Annotated in this window: 21 protein-coding genes; 14 read left to right on the top strand and 7 right to left on the bottom strand. The window is 60.0% G+C overall.

Features of this window, described 5'->3' with window-relative positions; all coding sequences use genetic code 11:
* Positions 1 to 71: 71 nt before the first annotated feature.
* Positions 72 to 1,670 carry a putative bifunctional diguanylate cyclase/phosphodiesterase gene (locus AADA15_RS11210; RefSeq protein WP_341641645.1) on the top strand — a complete coding sequence of 533 codons (1,599 nt, stop codon included), beginning with the start codon at positions 72 to 74 and terminating at the stop codon, positions 1,668 to 1,670.
* 72 nt (positions 1,671 to 1,742) lie between these two features.
* Here the strand turns inward: AADA15_RS11210 and AADA15_RS11205 are convergent, their stop codons facing one another.
* Positions 1,743 to 1,937 (bottom strand): SlyX family protein, encoded by a 195-nt coding sequence (locus AADA15_RS11205; RefSeq protein WP_341641644.1) that lies wholly within the window; start codon positions 1,935 to 1,937, stop codon positions 1,743 to 1,745.
* Between the two features lie 91 nt (positions 1,938 to 2,028).
* Between AADA15_RS11205 and AADA15_RS11200 the strand changes: the two genes are divergently transcribed.
* The 4 genes from AADA15_RS11200 to hisG all read left to right on the top strand — a co-directional run bounded on the left by AADA15_RS11200 (position 2,029) and on the right by hisG (position 6,248).
* The gene (locus AADA15_RS11200) at positions 2,029 to 2,835 is read left to right on the top strand and encodes a crotonase/enoyl-CoA hydratase family protein (protein WP_341641643.1); all 807 of its coding nucleotides are present in this window, start codon (positions 2,029 to 2,031) and stop codon (positions 2,833 to 2,835) included.
* Positions 2,836 to 2,975: 140 nt separating this feature from the next.
* On the top strand, positions 2,976 to 4,460 hold the full coding sequence (hisS, locus tag AADA15_RS11195) for a histidine--tRNA ligase (protein ID WP_341641642.1): 1,485 nt from the start codon (positions 2,976 to 2,978) through the stop codon (positions 4,458 to 4,460).
* A 4-nt stretch (positions 4,461 to 4,464) separates the two neighbouring features.
* The gene (locus tag AADA15_RS11190; protein WP_341641641.1) at positions 4,465 to 5,553 is read left to right on the top strand and encodes an ATP phosphoribosyltransferase regulatory subunit; all 1,089 of its coding nucleotides are present in this window, start codon (positions 4,465 to 4,467) and stop codon (positions 5,551 to 5,553) included.
* Positions 5,550 to 6,248 carry an ATP phosphoribosyltransferase gene (gene hisG, locus AADA15_RS11185; RefSeq protein WP_341641640.1) on the top strand — a complete coding sequence of 233 codons (699 nt, stop codon included), beginning with the start codon at positions 5,550 to 5,552 and terminating at the stop codon, positions 6,246 to 6,248. The genes AADA15_RS11190 and hisG overlap by 4 nt, the downstream gene beginning before the upstream one ends.
* A 110-nt stretch (positions 6,249 to 6,358) precedes the next feature.
* Here hisG and AADA15_RS11180 read toward each other — a convergent pair whose 3' ends face one another.
* Positions 6,359 to 6,790 (bottom strand): DUF1489 family protein, encoded by a 432-nt coding sequence (locus AADA15_RS11180; RefSeq protein ID WP_341641639.1) that lies wholly within the window; start codon positions 6,788 to 6,790, stop codon positions 6,359 to 6,361.
* 360 nt (positions 6,791 to 7,150) lie between these two features.
* Here AADA15_RS11180 and AADA15_RS11175 point away from each other — a divergent pair, with 360 nt between their 5' ends.
* The 3 genes from AADA15_RS11175 (at position 7,151) to AADA15_RS11165 (ending at position 12,790) form a co-directional block, all read left to right on the top strand.
* Positions 7,151 to 9,445 carry an adenosylcobalamin-dependent ribonucleoside-diphosphate reductase gene (locus AADA15_RS11175; RefSeq protein ID WP_341641638.1) on the top strand — a complete coding sequence of 765 codons (2,295 nt, stop codon included), beginning with the start codon at positions 7,151 to 7,153 and terminating at the stop codon, positions 9,443 to 9,445.
* A gap of 482 nt (positions 9,446 to 9,927) precedes the next feature.
* Entirely contained in the window at positions 9,928 to 12,159 is a 2,232-nt protein-coding gene (locus tag AADA15_RS11170; protein ID WP_341641637.1) for an ATP-binding protein, read from the top strand.
* A gap of 88 nt (positions 12,160 to 12,247) precedes the next feature.
* A complete protein-coding gene (locus AADA15_RS11165; protein WP_341641636.1) occupies positions 12,248 to 12,790 on the top strand; it encodes a heme oxygenase-like domain-containing protein in 543 nt (180 codons plus the stop codon).
* On the opposite strand, the gene AADA15_RS11160 is transcribed toward AADA15_RS11165, so the two are convergent.
* The 5 genes from AADA15_RS11160 to AADA15_RS11140 all read right to left on the bottom strand — a co-directional run bounded on the left by AADA15_RS11160 (position 12,784) and on the right by AADA15_RS11140 (position 18,965).
* Entirely contained in the window at positions 12,784 to 13,863 is a 1,080-nt protein-coding gene (locus tag AADA15_RS11160) for an ATP-binding protein (protein WP_341641635.1), read from the bottom strand. The two genes, AADA15_RS11165 and AADA15_RS11160, sit on opposite strands and share 7 nt — an antisense overlap.
* Before the next feature lie 11 nt (positions 13,864 to 13,874).
* Positions 13,875 to 14,321, bottom strand: coding sequence for a response regulator (locus AADA15_RS11155; protein ID WP_341641634.1), 447 nt, complete (start codon positions 14,319 to 14,321; stop codon positions 13,875 to 13,877).
* A 2-nt stretch (positions 14,322 to 14,323) separates the two neighbouring features.
* Positions 14,324 to 16,603 (bottom strand): sensor histidine kinase, encoded by a 2,280-nt coding sequence (locus AADA15_RS11150; protein WP_341641633.1) that lies wholly within the window; start codon positions 16,601 to 16,603, stop codon positions 14,324 to 14,326.
* A gap of 139 nt (positions 16,604 to 16,742) precedes the next feature.
* On the bottom strand, positions 16,743 to 17,498 hold the full coding sequence (locus AADA15_RS11145) for a response regulator (protein WP_341641632.1): 756 nt from the start codon (positions 17,496 to 17,498) through the stop codon (positions 16,743 to 16,745).
* Between the two features lie 615 nt (positions 17,499 to 18,113).
* Complete coding sequence (locus AADA15_RS11140) at positions 18,114 to 18,965, bottom strand: helix-turn-helix domain-containing protein (protein WP_341641631.1); 852 nt, start codon at positions 18,963 to 18,965, stop codon at positions 18,114 to 18,116.
* A gap of 182 nt (positions 18,966 to 19,147) precedes the next feature.
* Between AADA15_RS11140 and AADA15_RS11135 the strand changes: the two genes are divergently transcribed.
* The 6 genes from AADA15_RS11135 (at position 19,148) to AADA15_RS11110 (ending at position 25,152) form a co-directional block, all read left to right on the top strand.
* Complete coding sequence (locus AADA15_RS11135) at positions 19,148 to 20,359, top strand: amino acid ABC transporter substrate-binding protein (protein WP_341641630.1); 1,212 nt, start codon at positions 19,148 to 19,150, stop codon at positions 20,357 to 20,359.
* Positions 20,360 to 20,431: 72 nt separating this feature from the next.
* Positions 20,432 to 21,304 carry a branched-chain amino acid ABC transporter permease gene (locus AADA15_RS11130; protein ID WP_341641629.1) on the top strand — a complete coding sequence of 291 codons (873 nt, stop codon included), beginning with the start codon at positions 20,432 to 20,434 and terminating at the stop codon, positions 21,302 to 21,304.
* A gap of 3 nt (positions 21,305 to 21,307) precedes the next feature.
* Positions 21,308 to 22,234 carry a branched-chain amino acid ABC transporter permease gene (locus AADA15_RS11125; protein WP_341641628.1) on the top strand — a complete coding sequence of 309 codons (927 nt, stop codon included), beginning with the start codon at positions 21,308 to 21,310 and terminating at the stop codon, positions 22,232 to 22,234.
* The gene (locus AADA15_RS11120; protein WP_341641627.1) at positions 22,231 to 22,959 is read left to right on the top strand and encodes an ABC transporter ATP-binding protein; all 729 of its coding nucleotides are present in this window, start codon (positions 22,231 to 22,233) and stop codon (positions 22,957 to 22,959) included. The genes AADA15_RS11125 and AADA15_RS11120 overlap by 4 nt, the downstream gene beginning before the upstream one ends.
* Positions 22,952 to 23,686, top strand: a complete 735-nt coding sequence (locus AADA15_RS11115; RefSeq protein ID WP_341641626.1) for an ABC transporter ATP-binding protein — start codon at positions 22,952 to 22,954, stop codon at positions 23,684 to 23,686. The genes AADA15_RS11120 and AADA15_RS11115 overlap by 8 nt, the downstream gene beginning before the upstream one ends.
* Before the next feature lie 17 nt (positions 23,687 to 23,703).
* Complete coding sequence (locus AADA15_RS11110; protein ID WP_341641625.1) at positions 23,704 to 25,152, top strand: aldehyde dehydrogenase; 1,449 nt, start codon at positions 23,704 to 23,706, stop codon at positions 25,150 to 25,152.
* Positions 25,153 to 25,198 lie beyond the last annotated feature (46 nt).

The raw sequence follows: 25,198 nt of genomic DNA, 5'->3' as shown, positions 1-25,198 counted from the left end.
ACGGTTGAACAGGTTATTAGGAAAGCTGCCCTATCACGGAAAGGAAGTATCCCTCCTGGTGGAGCCGCTGCGTGTCGACTGTCCTTGATAGGCTGAAAGAAAACTGGATGTACCTGCTGATTGCAGCGGGCACTACGCTGACTTTTGCAATCAGCGTGCGGTTTGAGCTGTTCGAGGAGTTTCATGAATATAGCCGTGCCCATGAGGATTGGGAGCTGGATGAACTCGCGGTTCTTATCCTGAACCTGGCTTTTGGCCTGATGGTGGCCTTGATCGTCAGGTCGAGGCAACTGTCCAAAGTCGCAGCCGAACGGGACAAGGCCGAACGTCAGGCGCAGGAGGTGGCCTTCAATGATGCCCTGACAGGTCTTCCTAACCGCCGGGCCTTCATGGATTATCTGCAGGGCTTGGATCGCGCCGGGACTGTGGAAGGCGAGATCGTGATGATGCTGGACCTTGACCGTTTCAAGGCGGTCAACGACGTGCACGGACACGCCTATGGTGATCTGGTGCTTGTGCGAACGGCGGAGAGGTTGAAAGCCGAGCTTGAAAAGGGCGATCTTGTTGCTCGTCTGGGGGGGGATGAATTTGCGATTGCGCTGGGTCCGGCTTCTTCGGTCGAGCGGGCAGAGAGCATCGCCCGGCGTATTCTGGCTTCCATCTCGCTCCCGATTGTCGAAGACGGTCTGCGTCTGTCTGTCGGCACCAGCATGGGGCTTGCCCTTCTTTCGGCGGAGCATACGGCACCCGCAGCCCTGCAGTTTGCCGATCAGGCGCTGTACTCGGCCAAGAAGCGAGGGCGGGGGCAGTTTGCCTGGTTTGACAAGGAATTGGAACAGTTCGCGCTTGAGCGCCGCGCCCTGGAGCTGGATCTCAAGCAGGCTGTGGCCAATGACGAGATCGCTCCCTTCTTCCAGCCGGTTTTTGATATTTCCACCAACAGGCTGCACGGGTTCGAGATACTGGCGCGCTGGACGCACGAAACGCGTGGCATGGTTCCTCCGGATGTGTTCATCGAGATCGCCGAGGATGTCGGGTTGATTTCGGCCCTCGGGTGGAGTGTCCTGCGTCAGGCGCTGCTGAAGGCGCGAAACTGGGATCCGTCCCTGCGGCTTGCCGTGAACATCTCGCCCACACAGTTTCGCGACGGGTATCTGGTCGAAAAGATCCGCGAAAGCCTGGAAGAGGCGGAATTTGATGCCCGGCGCCTGATTGTCGAGCTGACGGAAACTGCGATCATGTCTGACTTTGCGATGGCGCAGACGGCATTTTCAGAACTGCGCGAGCTTGGTGTTTCGGTTGTTCTTGATGATTTCGGCGCCGGCTTTTCTGCGTTTTCCAACCTGCGTCAGCTGCCGTTTGACAGCATCAAGATCGATGGCAGCTTCATCTCCAGTATCAATGTCAACCTGGAGAACCAGCGGATCGTGAGGGCGTTCCTCGCGCTGGCCCACGGTTTGGATCTGTCGGTGATCGCCGAAGGTGTGGAAACGGCTGAAGACCCGGATTTCCTTCAATCTGTGAACTGCGAAATGGGGCAGGGGTATCATTTCGCGCGCCCGATGTCGGGGCAGGATGTGGAATGGATGCTGGAGACAAAGTGGTCGTCGCTGATGCGGGAGCCAGATACCGAGAAATCGAAGGACGATCGTTTTCCCAAGGCGGGATGACCGCGTTACCCGCCCGCGCACGGCCCGGCCCGCGCACGGTCCGCTTGGAGTCCTGCCGCCGACCGTGGCGGTTCAATAGTGCGGCGGACGCTCGTCTGCAAAGATGACCCCACCTGTGCCCTCCTGGGATCGACTGGCTTCCCGCTCCATAAGCATCTGAACGCGGTATGTCAGCCTGTCCAGCTCGGTTTGCTGGCGGGCCATCACCTCGCTCAACTCGTCCACAGTGCGGGTCAGATGTGCAATCTGCTCTTCCAGATGCTGCATGATAACTCTCCTTGGCTGCGCAACGTCATACGCCGGGCCAGCTTGCCGGTCCATGGGAGAAACGTCAGGCTGCGGCGTGGGAGGAATGCACATGACGACAGTGACCAGCGAAACAGCGGATGGGGTCACCACGATTCTTATCCGACGCCCCGAGGTGCGCAACGCGGTAGATCCGAATACGGCACAGTCCCTGTTCGAAGCCTTTCTTGCCTTCGATCGGGACCATGATGCGCGGGTTGCCGTGCTGGCCGGGGCGGGGGGCTTCTTTTGCGCGGGATTCGATCTGAAGTCCGCAGGATCTGGTGCTGCAGATGACTGGATCGCGGGCCTCGATATTCCAGAGGCCTGGTGTGATCCGATGGGCGATCCTTTGCCCGGACCGATGGGCCCCTCCCGGCTGATGCTCAGGAAACCTGTGATTGCCGCCATCGAAGGGCCGGCCGTGGCGGGCGGGCTTGAGCTTGCCGCCTGGTGTGACCTGCGCGTGATGGCGCAGGGCGCCGTTGCCGGGGTCTATTGCAGGCGCTGGGGCGTGCCGCTGATTGATGGCGGAACAGTGCGATTGCCGCAGATATTGGGGCAGGGGCGGGCCAATGATCTGATCCTGACCGGGCGCGGCATCGAGGCGGATGAGGCGCATGTCATGGGACTGGTGGATCGTCTCTGTGCCAGGGGGGAGGCTCTGCAGACTGCACGGGAACTGGCCGCAGATCTTGCGCGTTTTCCGCAGGGCTGCATGCTGGCCGATCACCTGTCCGCGCGCATGGCGCCTGCGCACTTGGCGGCTGCACTGCGGCGCGAGTGGCTCTCACGGTCGGCATTCGCCGCCGAGGGGCGCCATGGCGCCGCGCGCTTTGCCGGTGGAAAGGGGCGCGCGGGGGATTTCTCGGATATCTGAGGCGGGCTGGCACGCTGCACATCTGCCGCAGCCGGGTCGCGTCGGCGCATGACACCGCCGCGCTACCTTGCCGTTGTTACATCCATCGGCTAGACCCCGCGGCACAGATCAGACCCAAAGACACCCGTGAGGAGGCCACGATGGCCAAAGTCAAGAAACAACCCCGTCCCAAGGCCATGACGCCAAAGGGCTTCCGCGACTATTTCGGTGCCGAGGTCACTCAGCGCACCGAAATGCTGCAGGCGATTGCCGGGGTCTATCATCGATACGGGTTTGATGCGCTGGAATCCTCCGCCGTGGAAACGGTCGAGGCGCTGGGCAAGTTCCTGCCGGATGTGGACCGCCCGAACGAGGGTGTCTTTGCCTGGCAGGAGGCCGATGAGGATGGCAAGGGCGACTGGATGGCCCTGCGCTATGACCTGACCGCGCCCCTCGCGCGGGTCTATGCCCAGCACCGCAACGATTTGCCAACCCCCTATCGCCGCTATGCGATGGGGCCGGTCTGGCGCAATGAAAAGCCGGGTCCGGGCCGCTACCGTCAGTTCTATCAGTGCGATGCCGATACCGTGGGCACCTCGTCCATGGCGGCGGATGCCGAGATCTGCGCCATGCTGTCGGACACGCTGGAGACCGTCGGCATTCCGCGCGGCGACTACCTGGTGCGGGTCAACAACCGCAAGGTGCTGAACGGTGTGCTGGAGACCATGGGGCTGGCCGACGAGGGGCAGCGGGATGCCGTGCTGCGCACCATCGACAAGTTCGACAAGGTCGGTGAAGAGGGTGTGCGCCAGCTTTTGGGCAAGGGGCGCCTTGATGCCTCGGGCGCCTATATCGATGGCGTTGGCCTGAGCGATGAACAAGCCGCACCTGTGCTGGCCTTTTTGACGTCGAAGGCCACCGATACCTCCGGAACGCTGGACAACCTGCGTGCCGCCGTTGGCGACAGCAAGATCGGTGCCGAGGGTATCGCAGAACTTGAACAGATCGGCGCATTGCTGGCCGCTGGCGGCTATGGCTCCGACCGGATCGAGATTGATCCTTCGGTGGTGCGTGGCCTTGGCTATTACACCGGTCCCGTGTTCGAGGCAGAACTGACCTTTGAAATACTTGATGAGAAGGGCCGCAAGCGGCAGTTCGGCTCGGTTGCCGGTGGCGGTCGCTATGACGGGCTGGTCAAACGTTTCACTGGCCAGGAAGTTCCCGCCGTGGGCGTCTCTATCGGTGTGGATCGCCTGCTGGCGGCCCTGCGCGAAAAGGGACGTCTTGCCACCCAGCCCACCGGCCCCGTTGTGGTGACCGTGATGGACCGTGATCGCATGGCCGATTATCAGGCCATGGTCGCGGAACTGCGGGCTGCGGGCATCCGCGCCGAGGTTTACCTGGGTAATCCCAAGAACTTCGGCAATCAGCTGAAATACGCTGACAAACGTCATTCTCCGGTCGCCGTGATCGAGGGCGGCGACGAAAAGGAGCGCGGTGTGGTGCAGATCAAGGACCTGATCCTTGGCGCCAAGATCGCCGAAAGCGCCACGCTTAAGGAATGGAAGGAACGCCCCAGCCAGTTCGAAGTGTCGCGTGCAGATCTCGTCGCCAAGGTGCGCGAGATTCTCGACAGTCAGGAATAGGCCGATGCCCACACGCTCAGACACATTGGCCCGCGCTGCCCGGCTGCGGATGAATTTCGAGGCGGCCGGGGCGCAGGTGGTTGACCCGCCGCTGCTCCAGCCCGCTGAAACCCTCTTGGATCTTTATGGCGAGGACATCCGCGCCCGCGCCTATATCACCTCGGATGCGCTGCGCGGTGAGCAGATGCTGCGCCCCGATTTCACCGTGCCCGTGGTGCAGATGCATATGCGCCAGGGGGCTGAGCCGGCGCGCTATACCTACGCAGGTGAAGTGTTTCGGCGTCAGGAGCATGACCCGGACCGCGCCAATGAGTATCTCCAGGTCGGCTACGAGGTCTTTGACCGCGATGATCCCGCAGGGGCGGATGCTGAGGTCTTTGCCCTGATCGCGCTGCAACTGCGCGGTCTGTCCGTGCGCGCTGCGACCGGCGATATCGGCATCCTGATGGCTGCCGTTGAGGGGTTGAATACGACGGAAAAACGCAAATCGGCCCTCATGCGGCATATCTGGCGTCCGCGTCGTTTCCGCAGTCTGCTGGAGCGCTATGCCGGTCGCGTCGCCCTGCCGGAAAGCCGCAGGAAACTGCTGTCAACCGAAGGCCCCTTGTCCGGCTCGGCCCCTGCGATTGGCAAGCGTCGCGCCGCCGAGGTGGACGCTCGGGTTGAGCTGTTGCGTGCCGATGCCGCGATGCCGCCGATTTCCGAGCACGAACTGTTGGCGTTGGAAGCTCTGATGACGGTGCGCGAGACGCTGCCTTATGCGATCGAGCAGATGCGCGATATCGCTGTCGATCTGCCTTCGATCCTGCCCGCTCTGGACCGGCTCGAGGCGCGCACCGCAGCGATGAAGGCGCGGGGTATCGATGTCGAAAGCCTCGATTTCGAGGCCTCCTACGGGCGCACCTCGATGGAATATTACGATGGGTTTGTCTTCGGATTCTATGCGGAAGCCAAACCGGGCCTGCCGCCTGTGGCCAGCGGCGGGCGCTATGACGCGCTGACCCGGCAACTGGGGCAGGGGGACGAGATCCCTGCGGTCGGCGGCGTCTTGCGCCCGGACCTGATGCTGATGCTCGAGGAGGGCAAGTCATGAGCCTGAAACTGGGCGTGCCCTCCAAGGGGCGATTGATGGAGAAGACCTTTGACTGGTTCGCCAAGAGGGGCATCACCCTGTCCCGCACGGGAGCCGAGCGCGAATATGCCGGGGTTGTCGAAGGGGTCGAGGGGGTTGAACTGGTCCTGCTGTCCGCCGGTGAGATCCCGCGTGAACTGGCCGCTGGCCGTATTCATCTAGGAGTGACGGGCACCGACCTCGTCCAGGAAAAGCTGCCGCGCTGGGAGCAGCAGATCGAAGAACTGGAGCCGATGGGCTTTGGTTTTGCCGACCTGGTGCTTGCCGTGCCGCAGTTCTGGATCGATGTGGATACGCTGGACGATCTGGATGCGGTGGCAGCGGCGTTCCGCCAGACTCATGGCCACCGCATGCGGATTGCGACCAAATATCATCGCCTCGTGCGCGAATTCCTGAACGAAGCCGGGGTTGCGGACTACCAACTCGTCGACAGCCAGGGCGCGACCGAGGGCACCGTGAAGAATGAGACCGCCGAAATGGTGGCCGATATCACTTCGACCGGGGAGACCCTGCGGGCAAATCACCTCAAGCTGCTGAGCGATGGGTTGGTTCTGAAATCCCAGGCCACCCTCTGGCGCAGCCGTGAGGCAGACTACGGCCCGCAGGAAAAGAAGGCCCTGAAAGACCTCCTTGCCTTGATCGAAAAGGCGATCTGACCCGGGCGCAGCCGCCCCCGCGCCAGCGGGGGGCGGGCCCAAGGTGAAAAGGGCATTTCAATGCCCGCATGCGCCGCGGGAGCGCTTGCCATCGGTCCGTTCAGATTGCTCTAGAGCACGCCGATATCCGCAAGCGCCTGCGACAGCTCGAGCGGCAATGGCTCTTCCTGTTCACGCCCCTCTGGCAGGTCTGCCGGGGTATCTTCCGGCTTCAGGTAGCGCCAGCCCTGGAAAGGGCGTTTGGGCGCTGTGTTGGTGCGATGGATCTCTGGCGCTAGGATGATGGCGCAGCGGCGGATGCCATCGCTGCCAGTAACCTCATCCAGACGCAGAATGCGTTGGCGACATTGAATCAGACCCTTGATCACCCAATAGATGGAGCCGCCGTTCAGCAGCTCTGTTTCTCTTTTGGGCCACATGCGCGTGACATGGCGGGGCAGGCCCTCGGGCAGGGTCTTGCGATACTGGGTCTGCCAGGCGGCAAGCGAATCGACGCTTTCGGTTCCGACCGAGAGTTTCACCAGGTTCACATGTTTTTCCAAGACGACCCCCACAAGTCCAAGCCGGTACGCGTTTGCGTCCGGAGGCCACACATTAGGCTTTTTGCTGGGGACGGCAAGCTGTCGCAAATCGCTTTTTGTGCAGGAGCAAGAGGTCCGTTTTCGCCAGCGCGCGCTGGACAGGTCAATCGGTTTTGCTGCGTGGGTTGTCCACAGGTTGTCCACAGATTCACCCACCGAGCTTACATGATCTGGTGTGGGTTTGATGTGGTTAGCGCAATATATTGTGCAATCAAGAGTAAAAAACCACTTCCGAAATGTGAATTGATCGTTGAGAAAGGGATAAACGGTGTAGTATCGAGAGCGCCACCTCACAACAAAAAGCCACAAGGGATTCGCTGTATGAGCCGCTTTGCCGCCCCCATTGCCGAGCAGATCTGGGACATGAAATACCGCTTCAAACAGGCGGACGGAACCCCGATCGATGTGACCGTCGAGGACACATGGCGCCGCATTGCGCGGGATCTGGCGCGGGCCGAAGACCAGCCCGAGATCTGGGAGGCAAAGTTCTTTGATGCACTCGAGGACTTCAAGTACCTCCCCGCCGGGCGCATCACCGCAGGGGCGGGAACCGCGCGGCAGGTGACGCTGTTCAACTGCTTCGTCATGGGCACCGTGCCGGACAGCATGGGCGGCATCTTTGACATGCTGAAAGAGGCGGCCCTGACCATGCAGCAGGGCGGCGGCATCGGCTATGACTTCTCGACCATCCGGCCACGTGGCGCGGACGTAAAAGGCGTGGCGGCGGATGCCTCGGGGCCCTTGTCGTTCATGGATGTCTGGGATGCCATGTGCCGCACCATCATGTCGGCAGGCTCGCGCCGCGGGGCGATGATGGCCACCATGCGCTGCAATCACCCCGATATCGAGCAGTTCATCACAGCGAAATCCGACCCGGCCCGCCTGCGCATGTTCAACATGTCGGTGCTGGTCACGGATGATTTCATGGATGCGGTCAAAGCGGACAAATCCTGGGATCTCGTCTTTGGAAACAAGGTCTATCACACGGTCCAGGCGCGCGATCTGTGGAACAAGATCATGCAGGCCACCTACGATTATGCCGAACCGGGCGTGATCTTCATCGACCGGATCAACAAGGCCAACAACCTCTCCTATGTCGAGGAAATCTGCGCCACCAACCCCTGCGGCGAGCAGCCCCTGCCGCCCTATGGCGCCTGTCTTTTGGGGTCGATCAACATGGCGCGGCTGGTCACGAACCCGTTTGAGGCAAACGCCGAGCTGAACCTTGATGCCATGCAGGATCTGGTCGCAACGGCGGTGCGGATGATGGACAACGTCGTCGATGTCTCCAAGTTTCCGCTGGAAGCCCAGGCCGAAGAGGCGCGCAACAAACGCCGGATCGGCCTCGGCGTCACGGGGCTGGCCGATGCCCTCTTGATGCTGGGGCTGCGCTATGGTTCGGACGAGGCGGCGCGTCAGACGGATCAATGGCTGCACCAGATCGCCCGCGCCGCCTATCTGGCCTCGGTGGACCTTGCCAAGGAAAAAGGCGCCTTTCCGCTGTTCGATGCGGACAAGTATCTGGCGTCAGGCAACATGATGAACATGGACGAGGACGTGCGGGACGCAATCCGCGAGCACGGCATCCGCAACGCCCTGTTGACCTCGATCGCGCCCACCGGAACCATCAGCCTTTATGCAGGTAACGTGTCCTCGGGGATCGAACCGGTCTTTGCCTATGCCTATACCCGCAAGGTTCTGCAAAAGGACGGCTCGCGCACCGAAGAGGAAGTGGTGGACTATGCGGTCAAGATGTACCGCGACAAGTTCGGCGCCGATGCAGAACTGCCGGAGTACTTCGTCAACGCCCAGACCCTGGCACCTGCCGATCACGTCAAGATGCAGGCTGCGGCGCAGAAATGGATCGACAGTTCCATCTCCAAAACCATCAACTGCCCCGAGGACATTTCCTTCGACGATTTCAAGGATGTCTACATGCAGGCCTGGGATCAGGGTTGCAAAGGCTGCACCACCTATCGCCCCAACGATGTTACCGGATCGGTCCTGTCGGTCAGCGAAAGCGCCGATACCGCGCCGGGTGAAACCGCGGATGCGCCCCACGAAAGCGATACCGAGAATGGCGCCGAAGTGGTATACATGTCAGAACCGCTGGACCGCCCGCAGTCGCTGGAGGGGCATACCTACAAGCTGAAGTGGCCGGACAGCGAGCACGCGATCTACCTCACGATCAACGACATCATTATCGGTGGCCATCGCCGACCGTTCGAGGTCTTCATTAACTCCAAGAACATGGAGCATTACGCCTGGACGCTGGCGCTGACGCGGATGATCTCGGCCGTGTTCCGGCGCGGTGGGGATGTGTCCTTCGTGGTGGAAGAGCTGAAAGCCGTGTTCGATCCGCGCGGCGGAGCCTGGGTGCAGGGCAAGTACATCCCCTCGATTCTGGCGGCCATTGGTGGCGTGATCGAAACCCATATGGTGGTGACGGGCTTCCTTGAGGGCGAGGGTATGGGCCTGAAGTCCGATCCCAAGGCCGAAGTGGTGAGCCTCAAGACACCGCGCGGCAAGGCGTGCCCCAGCTGTGGCCAGTTCGAAATGCAGATGGTCGAGGGCTGCATGACCTGCAGGAGCTGTGGCCACTCCAAGTGCGGCTGATACTCCGCACGGACGCTCGGTATTGATGCCGTCACCGTAAAGGTGTTCCCACCTGCATTTCCCGGGATGACGCGGAAATGCAGGTGGCCTTTGTGGAGAAGAGCAATGATCCGCGAGCTTGGTTCGATCCCTGCTCACCGCTTCGCGGCTGAGACCTCTCTATAGGAAATTGATTGGAATGATATTTCCAGGCCCTGTAGAACGATGTTGATAAATGACGGTCGTTGCGACCGAGCAATCACCCTGACACCCTTATTCAGCGTGCAACTGGCCTTCAGACAACTGGCCGGGTTTTTTGCGATAGCTTTCAATTTTTGACGCAAGCCTTTTGGGGGCTTCAAACTACACTTCCTTGAGAATGCCTGATTTTTTGCCTCTGCTGTCTTTCGGACAGGCCGGAGTGGATTCCAAAAGACCGGAGTTGTCCGCATTTGAACAGTGACAGAAATCATCTTTGAAGATGAATAAAAGGGGGGGGAGAAATGCCTGCATCGCATTCCCTGTCGCATTTTTTTAATACCAGTGATCCCGCTGATTTGGATTCCTGTGATCGAGAGAAAATACACCTTATAGGGACTATACAGCCCTTTGGTGCTCTGCTTTTGATTGATGCGGATAGCGGGACCGTAGCAGGCGTATCCGAGAATATTGCAGAGTTGTGGGATATCGATCCGGATGTCTTGCTTGGCATGCTCTTGCGTAAGCTCGATGCAGATTTGGCACGGCAGGTTGAAGGGGCCAAACAGGATCGGGGCATGCTGCACTCCGTTCTCGAGTACGATCTCGAGCGCAATGGCACGCTTTATGATTTCGTGGTGCACAGTCATGCCGGGCGCCAGATCGTAGAGATCATACCGAACCATGGCGGGGCGGCAAAACAGGTCCGGGCAAAAATGCGGATCTGCAGTTCGGCATGTGCCCGTATCATTCATGCCGAGGACTTCGACGCTTCATTGAAAATCGCGGTGGATGCGGTGCGCGAAATCACCGGCTATTCCCGCGCAAAGATCTACCGGTTTCATGAAGACTGGTCAGGCGAGGTGATTGCGGAGAGTTCTGATGGCGTGCTGCCATCCTATCTGGGGCTTTGTTTTCCTGCGACGGACATCCCCAAGCCCGTGCGCGAGCTGTATTCAATTGTCCCCTACCGGGCAATCGGTACGGTTTCAGGCGAACCGGTGCGCGTCAGGTGCCTGGCCAGCGAGAGTGCGGAACTGGACCTGACGGGATCGATCCTGAGGGCGGTCTCGAACATGCACATCACCTATCTGCAGAACATCGGGGTGTCCTCCAGTTTTTCCACTGCATTGAAGCATCAGGGCAAACTGTGGGGGTTGATCGCCATTCACAATGATACACCCGAGATGATCCCCTTCGACAGCTGGACGCTGATTCAGGAAATCGGCACGGCACTGATGCTGCGGCATGCGCAGCAGCAGCGAACGGATACGGCAGACATGATCTCTCGGTTGCGACAGATCGAAAGCCTGTTCTCGGCTTCTCTGCGTCGAAATGGCAATATCGAGGAAGTCATCAGCAATCTGATACCGGTCCTGCGTGAATTTCTGGGCGCGGATGGGTTTGCCTTCCAGTTCGGCGTAAACCTGCATACTTCGGGTCGCACGCCGCCGCCCGATTTCATCCGTAAACTGATCAAATGGGCCACCACCCGGCCGGGCGGATCAGACCAGTATCAAACGATTTCTTTGCAAAAAGAATGGCCCCTGGCCGCAGAACATGCTGACACGGCGTGCGGAGTGTTGATCCAGCCCATAGTCGTGCATCGGGTTTGCCAGCTGATCTGGTTCCGGGGACCGGTGACGCGAACGGTTCATTGGGCAGGCGAGCCCAAAAAGGTGCGTGACTCAGAAGGGCGGCTCACACCCCGGACGTCCTTTGAAACCTGGACGCAAGAACACGACGATCAGAGCATTCCCTGGAATGCCGCCGAACTGCAAAGCGCACGTGAGATTTTTACCGAATTCCTTGATATAATGGCGTCTCAGCTGCTGCTGAAGGAAGAGAATGAGAACCTGCGCTCCTTTGCCTATTCTGCGGCGCATGATCTCAAGGCGCCTTTGCGGGGGATCAATATGGCTCTGGAGTGGATGAGCGAAGACGGGTTCGATCCCGAAGCCGTGCGCGAAACCCATGCTTTGGCCCAGAAATCGAGCGAGAAGCTATCCGAACTGGCAGAGGGGCTGCTTGAACTGGTTGTTCTGGACAATCAGGTTCTCGTCCGTAAGCCTGTCGATCTGTCCAAGGTTGTCGCGGATGTGCAGGACCTGCTTGCGGGCCTTCTCCGAAGTGAACGGGCTGAGATTACAGTGTGCGACCTTCCCGTGATCGAAAGCAACGAACAGATGATGCAGCGCATGTTCCTCAATCTGATTGCCAACGCTTTGAAATACCGCCATCCAGACCGGCCACCGGTAATCGGGATTTCATCGATACTTCATGACGACGGGGTTTTGGAAGTTTCCGTTGAAGACAACGGATTGGGCGTTGACAAAAAGTTTGCCCACAAGATCTTTGAGCCGATGGAACGCGTGACCGTTCAAACCTACATAGAAGGGGCAGGGCTGGGTTTGGCGGTCTGCCAGAAGGTGGCTCACAAACACGGCGGTACGATTGCCCTGGATCTGGCAAGGCAGGAAGACGGGTCGCGTTTCGTGATCAGAATTCCGCAAGACGTTCAGTATCTGCATGGATGACCGTCAAAGCATCAGCGTGCGCCGAAAGCTGGCGAACTCAACAGCCCAGCCGCATGAAAGCTTGCACAGCCATCCCTGGATTGCGTCATTGACCGATCCTGACCTCACTTGCGAGCGATACAGTCTGGTCCTGTCGGCCTATCTGCGGTTCTTTCAGGCGGTTGAGGGAGTGCGCGTGCGTATGGGAGCTTTTACGGAATGCGCTTTGAACTCCAACATAGAGGCATTGAGCCGGGATACCGAGGGTTGCTATCCCTTGTATTCTGACGCCGTGCATGCCGATTTGACCCATGCCGAAGGATCTTGCGATGCTCTGATCGGGGCGCTCTATGTGGTGCACGGGGCGGGATTTGGCGCGAAGACGCTCGGTGCAGCCGTCATGACCAACTTGCCCGGGGCCAAATGTGAGTATCTGTCCGCCGGCACGTCACCAAAACTGTGGCGGTTTCTTCTGGCCGAGTTGGAACGCCTTGGAGGCAGTCCTGCGCGGCAGGAGGTCGTATTTGACGCTGCGGCGCAGACCTTTGCGAGTTTTGGCCGGTTCGTGACGTCGTTTTGTGAAGGCGCCTCGACCGGTTCGCTCGTCGCCGCTCCCTTCGAGGGCCGTGCACGAGGTTCCCTGGTTTACTGAGGGATGCCCTGCTCGCGCGCTTTCAGGGTCACGTGGATTTTTGTGCCGCTGCCCTCGGCGTCCCCGCACCAGATGTCGCCGCCATGACGTCTGGCAACCTTTCGACAGGTCGCCAGGCCGAGGCCGCTCCCGGGGAGGCTTGAGGTCTGTTGCAGCCTTTTGAACGGGGCAAAGATGGTTTCCCGAAACTCATCAGGTATACCAACTCCGTTGTCGGAAATCGTAAGCTGCACACCGCCGTCGATTTCTTGCGCTTCGATATGAATTCTGGGCGTGTCATCACCGCAGTACTTAATGGAATTGGCAACCAGGTTCTGGATGAGTTGCGCGATCTCCGGCGCGATGCAGTAGGCCGACAGTCTGTGCGTGTTCCATGTCAATTCCGCGCCGTTGTCCGCAATCTCCCGTGCCAGGGCCATGCTGACCCGCTCGCACAGGTTCTCCAGCGAGACGTGTTCCCATTTGGAGGTTCCATCAAGGCTGACATGGCACGCCAGGCTCTCGATCAGTTCCGACATGCGGGTGACCGAAAGCTTCATCATGTCGAATTCTTTGTAGACTTCCTCCATCTGTCCGTTGTCGAAGTCGGCCTGGATCTGCTCGCTCAGAAATTGAATTGCGCGCACCGGCGCTCTTAGATCGTGGACCAGCGTGTCTGAAAAGAGACTGAGTTCGCGCCGCTGTTCTTCCAGCTTCCAGCGCATGCGGGACACTTTCATGCCGTTTTCCATCATGCGGTTGAGAGCGCTCGATGTCATGATCGACTTGGGAATATAGTCCGATGCACCTTGAAGAATGGCAGACTTGGCCACTTCCTCGTCACCTTGTCCGGTCATGAGGATAATAGCGGCTTTGGGCCAGGTCTTCGCGAAACGTTCCAGAAGATCCAATCCGGTGAGGCCAGGCAGAAGATAATCCAGGAAGATGACATCGATCTCCTGTCCCGCGTATTCCAGAGCGGTCTTGCCGTTGCTTGCCTCACGGAAGGAACGATCCTCCTGAGGTGATCTCAACAGTCTGCGCAGCAGTTTGCGATCTGCATCATCATCATCGACTATCATGATGTCGAGCATGGAAAACCCCTTTAGATATCAGGTAGTTCGACAACGCGCCAATATGCGTTCAAGGTGTCCATCAAGTCCAGAAACATGTGGCCAGCCCGTGATTTGACGATATATCCTGCGACATTGTTGCGATATGCGGTTTCTATGTCGCTTTCGTCGTCCGACGTGGTGAGCATGAAAATGAGTGTCTTGCACAGATGGGGATCATTGCGAATTTCGCGCAGGAGTTCGAGACCATTCATGCGCGGCATGTTGATATCGCACAGCACCACGAATTTCTTGGGAGGAGTAATCTCCATCTGGCCGCGAAGAAATTCTAGGGCTTCCACGCCGTCGCGGACTCGAAGGAGCGGGTTGGCGATCTTTGCCTTTTGAAAGGCACGCTGAAGTGCCTTCGCGTCACCGTCATCATCTTCGACGAGGACTATGTTCAATGCCCGTTGAGAGAGAGAGACTTGTTCGGTCATTTCTAGCTGCCAGTTCGCTGTGGTTGAGGTTTGGGCCAGTGCAGCGTGAATTTGGATCCTGATCTTCCGTCCGACTCCACGCTGATCTTGGCGTTTGCCAGCGTCGCATGTTTCTTGACCAGCGCAAGGCCCATGCCGCTGCTTTCCACTTCGTCTCTGGGTTTCAAGGTCTGAAAGATCTCAAAAATCTTGTTGTGATACTCTTCCGGAATTCCGGGGCCGTTGTCTTTGACGCTAAAGACAATCTCAGTCGGGTTGTCTTCTGCATCGACCCATACTTCTCCGAAGGCCTTGTCGTGATGACGAATGGCATTGCTGATGAGATTGAGCAGGATGATCTGCAAGGGCATTCTGCGGACCTCAAGGGTGTCGAAAGTATCGGAGAAGTGGACTGTCATGCCATTGGGAACATCCAAAAGCCCTGTCAGCTCCTCCCGCAGCTCCTGGCCGGAAATGATGACCGCAGGCCCGTCATCCCGTCCAACCCGAGAGTGTCGCAGCAAATCGTCCAGCAGACGCTCCATCCGGGTCGCCCGGTTGCGCAGCAAATCGAGGCTTTCCTGGGTGTCCTCCGTCAGATGGGGCTCCAGGTCCTCGGCCAGCCAGTTCGCGGCATTGTTGATGACCCGCAAGGGCGCCTTCAGATCGTGGGACGCGACATAGGCGAATTGATCCAATTCCTCGTTGGACCGCTGAAGCGCTGCGATCAGTGCATTCACTTCGGCTTCCGCAGCTTTCTGTTCCGAGTTATCCCGTATCAATCCAATGAAATGCGTGTCGTTGCCATATATGATCCGGCTGACAGCGATCCCCAGTGAGATCCGGCTGCCGTCCTTGCAAAGCCCGAAAATCTCTCGATTTTTGGCCATCTCTACAGGTGTTGCGGACAGTAGCGAGCGGGAAAGGTAAACATGATGGTGTGCGGCATCTTCTGCTGGCATCAGCTTGTTGATCGGCTGCCCAATCAATTCATCCGCAGTATAGCCAAACAGCCGTTCCGCGGCCGGGTTCACCTCCGATATCGTCCCATCACTCCTGATTGCAATGATGCCGTCTGCTGCACCTTGGACAATGGAATTCAGGCGCGCTGCTTCCGATATCCGGTTGTTGACCATCTGAGAAAAGCTGCTTGCAAGGTCCGAAATCTCATCGTTGTGCCGACTTTCAAAGGTGACGGGCTCAACGCTTTGGACCTTTCTCTGGATTTCTTCGTTCAGATGGGTGAGCGGAGCCAGAAAACGGGAGGCAAGAATGTAGGCGCCAAGGGCCGACAGGGTCGCCAGGCAGACAGAGACTGTCGCAATGCCTTGCAGCCTGGAAAGCCCCGGAGCGGAAATGGCGGGCCCGTCCGCTACTGCCAGAACGGTGAAGTTGAGAGGACTGTCGTCGCTGTTGGCAAGAGCGGCTGACCAGTAGACCAGATTGTCGGTTTCCGGATCAAGAAGGGCTTGGGCTTCCGTTGTGCCCAGTTGGTCTGCGAAAGGCGGGGCAACCCAGTCGGGGTCTTCATGAAAAACAAGGCGCGCTGGGGCATCGCTATTGCCAAGCGATATATAGTCCAGGCTGTTGCTGACGGCGAAAACCTGAAACCCGGGTGCTACCGTCAGGTTGGCGCCGGTCAGCAGGTCTTCTGCATCCGCGTTGATGACGACGGCTCCGATGATGTCTCCTGCCTTGTTCCGCAAAGGTTGGATTGCGCGGATGGCGGGTCCTCCGGAGGGGCGGTTGAATTCCCGGTTTTGCGTCAGTTCGGACAGATACACGTCCCCTGCGTACCCGTCTTGCATTGGACGCACATAGGGCTCGCCGCCCTTCTGCTGCAACTCTTCGGAAGGAACGGTGATGAGGGTGTCGCCCTCGCGATTGATCCGAACGCGCTCTTGCCAGTTTCCTGACCTGGAGAGCAATCGCAGCTGCGTGTAAGGCTCATGGGTGCTTAGAAACTCGCGGAATACATGGGCGATCCTGTCCATGTTTTCCTGAAACTCTTGCTGCTGGTCAGCGGCTGACACGTCACTCAACAGGATAAGGTTCGTCGGGTCCAGGGATTGTACGGCAACGCCCATGATATGAGCATCGTCTTCCAGTCCTGTCAGGGTCTTTTCGATGCGCTTGGCGTAGGAGGAACCCGCAAACCTCATGCCGTCCAGCAAGGAGAGCCTGTGCGCCTGAAGGAGTTGTGAATAAAGAAAGGCCGAAGCACAAAGCAGAGCCAAACCTGTTGACGCAAAAACCACGAGCGCGATCCGAGTTCTCAGTGTAAAGCGCCGGGCGGTCGGCATGAGCTTATCTATCTCCGTGTCGGCGGTTGTGATTTGCGACTTGAGAGGAGTGCCAGTTTCCCCAGAGCCATCGTCCGCAGGGGGTAGCTTTGGGTTGACTGTAACTCAACTCTTGCATCTGAAAAGCGATTATCGAGACCTAGGGCCGCTTGGGGATCGTTTTCTGACTGCGATCCGAAACTCCACGCGCAGTGGCAACAACACTGCTGAGATCATCGACCAGGACTGTCAGATCCTTGCAGCCGCGTTCAAGCAGGGTGAAGTTGGAAAGGATGACCGGATCAAGCGTGTTTTCGCTTCGGTTGATTGCCTTTAACCCGCGCAGGGTTTTCAATGTCTGCCCGAGGATTTCGCGGATTTCCGGACCGCACGTTCGCATAAAACGCTCAATGACCTCTGTGACGGATCGCTGGAAGGCCTGAGCACCGCTCAATTGTGAAAACAGGATGCGTCGCTCGATGGCAGAGGTGATCGATTTTACGAGGGAAGAAACAGTCAGTTCTTCTTTGACAATGTAATCGGCACAGCCCTCACGCATGGCCTCGACCGCGATCGTATGCGAGGTCATGCTGGTCAGCATGATAGGTATCGCGTTGACCTGATCCTCGTGGGAAAGCAGAATTTTGAGCGCGTCCAGCCCCGTTTCCATCCCGAGGTTGTGATCAAGGAAGACGAAATCGAATTGGTGCTGGTCCAACTCTTCACGCATCTCGTTCAGAGTTGCGACCTCGATGAAATCAATCTTCAACCCGGCGTTTTTGCAGATTTTTGTCAGGCGTAACCTGTCGATCGGATCGTCATCGACGGCCAGTGCGAGCAAGGGGCGCGCGGCACCGTTTGTGATTGCACCGGTATCTGCTGAGCCAAATGCCCCATCATCTTCGTATTTCAACATAATCTAACAACCCCGTAACACACGCCAGCCAAATATGGGATCTGCGAAGAACCCTGCACCGGTGAAAAGCGCATGCAGGAGGAGCAGGCAGATCCTGCACCGGCTTCTACCAGTCTCGATCAGTGCGGTTAATATACTGTAACTTTTCAGCCGGATTGCGAAGAATTTACGGGCGGTTATGGTGCGCTGGTCCGGATGGTAAGTCCTTGCGTTCATTGAGCGAAACCAGCAAGGCGTCAAAAAGCGCCTATGGAAAACGCGTGTGCAATGGGACGTAAGCATGATCTGCCTCATCGGGGTGGCGTAGGCGGCTGCGGTTCCACGGACGCCTTTTGGCGTATCATGAAGCCCAGGACGGCAAAGGTCGCCAGCCCGCAAAGGGCGAATTGCGCGGCAGTACAGGATACCAATCCTGGGGAAAGCCGTCTGTTGGGCGGCAAGCGCCAATTGGCTGGGCCCTTCCCGAAAGCGGAAAAAAAAGATGGCAGGCTTTCAGTTTGCGCCGACCCGTACCTCTGGGCGCTCGTCCATTATTGATGCGGGTGGATGACGCGTTCGTCATTGCAGCAGGTGGATCACAAAACCGGCCGGACCGTTAACTCTGGGGGCTTGGGGTCAGGGCCAGGCAGAGAAAGACGTCGGCTGGCTGCCTCTTGAGGCCATCTTCCTGCGGAACCGTCCCGGTGAAAGGCCCTGCGTCCGCGTGAAAAAACGGTTGAAATAGGCCGGGTCCGAGAACCCGAGGCGAAAGCCGATCTGGGCTACCGAGAGGCCCGAATTTGCCAGAAGCTCTGACGCTTCGCGGGCCAGGGCCTCGTGCAGATAGGTCTGCGGTGAGCGCCCCGTTGCGCGGCGCACGGCGCTGCCAAGCCTGTCGCGGCTGACACCCAGCGCAAGGGCGTAATCTGCCACTTTCCAGTGATCCCGCAAATGCAGACCAACCAGTTGCACGAAATTTTGAACCAGCCCTCCGGTCGCTGCGGCCGAGCGGGGACGCTGTTCCCTCGCAAGCCTCCAGATCTGCACCAGCAGGAGGGACAGGAGATGTTCGGCAGCAAGCTCAGAGGCAGGCTCGGCGCCAGAGAGCTCTTCACGCAGGTCCCGCATCCACCCCGCCATGCGTTCTGATTGACGTGTCAGCGGCTCGGACAGATCCCGGCGCAGGATACGCGCCAGCTCGTCCCCCAGGGCTGTGGCGGGCAGGGCGCGGGCAATCGCGCTGTCGTTCAGGTGCAGGATCTCCCCGCGGCTCCCCGAGGCAAGACGCAGTCTCCCCTGCCTGGGCGTCGAGAGCCAGACCGCGCGGGGGGCGTCGAATTGCAGCTCCTGAGGGGTGCCGTCTACCCGTCCGCGTCCGGCTTCCAGCAGCAGAAGAATGCCCTGAGCGACCGGCAGATTGTAGGTCGTCTCGGCAAGGGGGCTGCGAATCTGGCGGGCGATGATCTGCGTTCTTTGGTCGGAAAACATTTCGCATGGTGCCTGTTGGGTGGAAACAGCCTCAGTAGTGCAATTCTTACCTTCAAAAGCACATTTTATAAACAACTGTTTTCAATAGGCTGACGCGGTGGAGGAAGTCCCGCCTCCTTTTGGCGGGCGAACCGGGTGGCTTTCAAATGCCGTCTCGGGACAACATGACTGGGAGGAGTCACATGTCTAAATTTTCACGGCGCGCCTTGCTGCGCGCGGTTCCTGTAGCGCTCGGCGCGATGCTGGCGCTGGGCGCTCCGGCGATAGCCGAGGCGCCTGTCAAGATAGGCTATGCTGTATCGAAAAGCGGCCCCAATGCGACCGGGGCAGGGATCACCACCATCCCAAACTACGAGCTTTGGGTGGCCGAGGTGAACGCAAAGGGTGGTCTGACGATGCCCGACGGCAGCCAGCGCAAGATCGAGGTTGTGGAATACGACGATCGCTCCAGCGCCGAGGATCTGGTGCGTGCGATTGAACGCCTTGCGACACAGGACAAGGTCGACCTGATCCTGCCGCCCTGGGGCACCGGCAGCAATCTGGCGATTGCGCCGCTGATGGACCGCTTCGGCTATCCGCAGCTGGCGGTGACGGCGGTAACCGACAAGGCACCGGAATTTGCCGCGCGCTGGGACCGGTCCTTCTGGATGCTGGGCGGCGGGCATGACTACGCGACCGCACTGGTCGAGGCGCTGGCGGCGGCCCGCGATGCCGGGGCGATCAACAACAAGGTTGCTATGATCTCGGTCGCGGATGGTTTCGGGATCGATCTCGTGAAGGCAGCGCGACCCGCGCTGAAAGAGGCGGGGTTCGAGACGGTCTATGATGCATCCTATCCGCTGGGCACGTCCGATTTTGCCGCGATGCTGAACGAGGTGCAGGGCTCGGGTGCGGACAGTTTCATTTCCTTTTCCTACCCGCCGGGCAGCTTTGGCGTGACCAAGCAGGCAATGACCACGGGCTATAACCCCAAGGTGTTCTACATCGGTGTGGGCGGGGCCTTCCCCGTCTATGCCAAGATCACCGGCGGCAAGCAGGAAGGCGTGATGTCCATTGGTGGCGTTGACGCATCAAACCCCGCGATCCAGGCCTATTTCCAGCAACACATCAAAGCGACCGGAAACGCCCCTGACAGCTGGGCCAGCGCCATCACCTATGCCTCGCTGCAGATCCTGGAGCAGGCGGTGTCCCGCGTCGGTCTCGATCATGAGGCCCTGGCCAAGGAGATCTCTTCCGGCAGCTTTGACACCATCCTTGGTGAGACCGCGATGGAGAGCAACCAGCTGCGCAAATTGTGGTTCGTGGGTCAGTGGCAGGGCGACAGCTTTGTGGCCGTCAGCCCCTCGGATCGCTCCGGCGCGGCGGCGCCTGCGATCCCTAAAGCCAAGTGGTAGACGCCCGCGCGTAACCCTGCGCCTGCGGCCCGATGAGGCGGGCCGCAGCACACAAGACTTCAAGGACACAATATGTTGATCTCAACCCTTCTCCTCGGCCTGGTGCTGGGCGGGACCTATGCGCTCCTGGCGCTTGGCCTGTCGCTGCAATACGGCATATCGAGGATCATGAACCTGGCGTATGGCGAATTCATGCTGCTGGCCTGTTTTGCGGTGACGCTGATGTTCACCGGCTGGGGTGTTGGCCCGCTTTGGGGGCTTCTGGTGGTGGCGCCTCTCGGATACGGGTTTTCCTGGCTGATCTACCGGGTGATGATGCGCCCTCTGGTGAAACGTGCGGACGGGGGCGGGCGGCTGGAGGTCGATACCATCCTTGCAACCTTTGGCCTCTTGTTCGTGCTTCAGGGCGTGATGCTGGTGACCTTTGGCAGTGATTTTACCTCCTATTCCTATCTCAATACCGGGGTCGAGATGCTGGGGGTGACCATCGCCGCCAACCGCCTGATCGCCTTTGTTTTGTCGGTGGTGATCGGTGTTGGCCTGTTCACCCTTTTGATCCGTACCCGCTGGGGCACCGCGATGCGCGCCGTGGCACTGTCGCCGGACTCGGCCTATCTGGTGGGTATCGACGTGGACCGCATGGGGCGGCAGGCCTTTGCCCTGGGCGGAGCCCTGGCCGCAGCCGGTGGCGCGCTGATCTCCATGTACCAGACCTTCTCGGCCACCGATGGTGTGGTCTTCACCATGAAGGCGCTGATCGTGGTGATTATGGGCGGGGTCGGCAATATTCTGGGCGCGCTCATTGCGGGGCTGTTCCTGGGGCTGGCCGAGACCTTTGTTGCGGCCTTCATCGATCCAGGGCTGACGCTTGCGGCCACCTATACGCTGTTTCTCGTTGTGCTTCTGTGGCGTCCCAACGGCCTCTTTGGCAAGGCGGGGGGCTGAGTCATGCGGATTATTGTCTCTGTTGCAGCGCTTGCCTGCCTCGCTGTTCTTCCCTCATTTCTCGACAGCTATGGCATCGGCCTTCTTGTTGGCCTTGCAGGCTATGTAACGCTGGCGACCGCCTGGGCGATGTTCTCGGGTCCGACACGCTATGTCTCGCTGGCCACGGTCGCCTTTTTCGGGGTGGGTGCCTATACGGTTGCCGTTCTCAACGAGGCGCTGCCCTATCCGCTGGTGCTGCTGGCCGCCGCCGGGATCGGGGCCACCATGGCGTTGCTGGTGGGCCTGTCTACCCTGCGCCTTGCGGGCATCTATTTTGTGATCTTCACCTTTGGCCTGGCCGAACTGGTGCGCCAGCTCATCACCTGGTTCGAGGTCAATATCACCGGCACACTGGGCCGCTATATCTTCCTCGATCTGGAGGCCAAGCATATCTACTGGCAGCTATTGGCGCTGGGCGCGTTGACGCTGGCGATGGCGGCCTGGATCCGGCAAAGCCGCCTTGGTCTGGCACTGCGCGTCATCGGTGACGATGAGACGGTTGCGGCCCATAGCGGGATCAACCTGGCGCGCACCAAGCTGGTGCTCTTTGTGGCCTCGGCCACCATCATCACCCTTGTTGGCGCAATCCAGGCGCCGCGCTGGGTCTATGTGGAACCTTCGATCGTCTTTAACCCGACCGTCAGCTTCCTGACCGTGATCATGGCCCTTCTGGGCGGGGCGGGCAGGCTGTGGGGGCCGGCCTTCGGCGCGGTGCCGCTGTTCCTGCTGTTCGAATGGCTGTCAGCACGCTTTCCCGATCACTTTTCGATCCTTCTGGGGCTGATGTTCCTCGCGGTGGTCTATGCGCTGCCGGACGGCCTGCTGGCTGCCGCTGAGAAACTGCGCAGCAAGGCAAGGGGTGATGCAAAAGGGGAGGCGGCCCGATGAGTGTTCTTCTGAAAACCGAAGGGCTGACCAAACGGTTTGGCGGCCTCACGGCGGTGAATGATGTCTCGCTTGAGGTGCGCAAGGGAGAGGTTCTGGGCCTTCTGGGGCCGAACGGGTCCGGCAAGACGACGCTGCTGAACCTGTTGTCTGGCGCATTGCGCCCCTCTGCGGGGCAGTTTGCAGTGTCCGGAAGGCCATTGTCAGGAGCGCGTCCCGATGTGATCGCAGGTGCTGGGGTCGCGCGCACGTTCCAACTGGTGCGCATCCTGCCCTCGCTGACGCTCGAGGAAAACGTGATGGTCCCGGCGGCTTTCGGGGCACAACGGCTCTGGGGCAGCGCGCTTGCCGCGCGGGTGCGCGACTGCCTCTCCATGGTCGGGCTTGAGGATCGCGCGTCGGGTGCTGCTGCTGACCTCACCTATATCGACCAGAAACGCCTCGAGCTGGCCCGCGCCCTGGCGGCCGAGCCGCGCATCCTGCTCTTGGATGAATGGCTGGCGGGGCTGAACCCGACGGAATTGCACGAGGGGATCGCCCTTATTCGCAGGCTGGAGGAAACCGGTATCACCATCATCATGGTGGAACACATCATGGATGCGGTGCGTGCCCTGTGCCCGCGCTGCGCAGTGATGAACTCAGGGAAGCTGATCGCGGACGGGCCGACGGCAGATGTGCTGGATGATCCCCATGTGGTGGCCGCTTACTTGGGAGAAGAAGATGCTTGAGATCGACAACCTCACCGTTGCCTATGGCAAGCATGTCGCTCTGGACGCGGTATCGATGCGGGTGGAGCCGGGCGAATGCGTGGTGATCCTGGGGGCCAACGGGGCCGGAAAATCCAGCCTTCTGAAGACGGCCGGTGGCGTGGTGGCGCCGCGTTCGGGCCGGATCAGCCACGAGGGCACAGATCTGGCGACGGTTGCCGCCCACGAAAGGGTCGGGCGTGGCATTGCCCTTGTGCCCGAGGGGCGTGGGATCTTCCCGCGCATGTCCGTGGCCGAGAACCTGGCGCTGGGCACTTATCCCGAACGGGCTCGTGACGGGGTCGCGGGGCGGCAGGCAGAGGTGTTCGAGCTGTTCCCCAGGCTCGCCGAGCGGCGCCGCCAGCTGGCGGGCACCATGTCGGGTGGCGAGCAGCAGATGGTCGCCATCGCCCGCGCCCTGATGTCGAATCCCGACATCCTGCTTCTGGATGAACCCAGCCTTGGCCTTGCGCCCATCGTGGTGAAAGAGGTCTTCGCCGCCCTTAAACGTATCCGCAGCACCGGCCTTACGCTGGTGATCGTGGAGCAGAACGTGCGGGCGAGCCTCGCACTGGCCGACCGGGGCTACCTCTTGGAGGCGGGCCGCGTCGTCGGGCAGGGCACCAGTGACGACTTGCAGAGCGATCCTGCGGTGCAGCGCGCCTTTCTGGGCGGCACCAGTGAATCGCTGAAAAACGAAATATCCTGACAGACGGAGAGAGTGAAATGGATAGCCTTAAACTGTTCATCAATGGCGCGCATGTGGATGCTGAGAACGGACGTCAATTCGAACGCCACAACCCGGTGACCGGCGACCTGGCCACCAGCGCAGCAGCGGCCAGCATCGATGATGCAAAACGTGCGGCAGATGCGGCGGCAGCGGCCTTCCCGGAATGGTCGGCCATGGCGCCGGGGGTGCGCCGCCGGATGCTGCTGGACGCGGCCGAGGCGCTCAAGGCGCGCGGTGATGCCATCGTCGAGGCCATGAAGGCCGAGATCGGCGCGACCGAGGCCTGGGCGCGGTTCAACATCATGCTGGCCTCGGAAATGCTGGTGGAGGCGGCAGGCCTGACCACCCAGATCAAGGGCGAGATCATCCCCTCGAACCGCCCCGGCAGCACGGCCTATGCGGTGCGCCAGCCTGCGGGCGTGGTGCTGGCGATGGCGCCCTGGAATGCGCCGGTGATCCTGGGCGTGCGCTCCATCGCAACCCCCCTGGCCTGTGGCAACACGGTTGTGATGAAGACGAGCGAACTCTGCCCGCGCACCCATGCGCTGATCCTTGAGGCTGTGGCCGAGGCAGGCCTGCCCAAGGGCGTCGTCAACGCGATCTCCAACGCGCCAGAGGATGCACCCGAACTGGTGGAGGCGCTGATCGCCCACCCGGCGGTGCGCCGCGTGAACTTCACGGGATCGACTCGTGTGGGCCGTCTGATCGGGGAAATCTCGGCCCGCCACCTGAAGCCTTCGCTGCTGGAGCTGGGCGGAAAGGCCCCCTTCATCGTGCTGGAGGATGCCGATATCGACGCTGCCGTCGCCGCCGCCGCTTTTGGCGCCTACATGAACCAGGGCCAGATCTGTATGTCCACCGAGCGTATCATCGTTGTTGACGAGATTGCGGATGCCTTTGTCGAAGCCTTCGCGCGCAAGGTCGAAACCCTCACCGCTGGGGACCCGGCGGAGGGCAAGGCGCCACTTGGCTCTGTCGTAAATGCCGCCGCTGCTGACCGCATTCGGGAGCTGATCGAGGATGCCGTCCAGAAGGGCGCGCGCCTGATTGGAGGCGGCGGTTCGGGCACCATCCTGAATGCGGCAGCCCTTGATGGCGTGACACCGCAGATGCGGCTTTATTCCGAAGAAAGCTTTGGTCCGGTGACATCCATCATTCGCGTCAGTGATGCGGATGAGGCGGTGCGCGTGGCCAATGAAAGCGACATGGGCCTGTCGGCCGCCGTCTTTGGCCGCGATCAGGCGCGTGCGATGCAGATAGCCAGCCGCATCGAAAGCGGGATCTGTCACGTGAACGGGCCAACCGTGCATGACGAGGCGCAAATGCCCTTTGGCGGGGTCAAGGACTCGGGTTACGGGCGGTTTGGCGGCCAGTGGGGCATTACAGAGTTCACCGACCTGCGCTGGATGACCACTCAGAGCGGTGGCATCCACTATCCGATCTGATATCTTCTGGGCGGCCCCTGTGCCGGGGGCTGCTCACCACTCAACC

The organism is Phycobacter sedimenti (genome assembly GCF_038148855.1).
GTDB lineage: Bacteria > Pseudomonadota > Alphaproteobacteria > Rhodobacterales > Rhodobacteraceae > Phycobacter > Phycobacter sedimenti.
The sequence above is the reverse complement of the archived record's forward strand: the minus strand, read 5'-3'. Positions and strand labels throughout refer to the sequence as shown.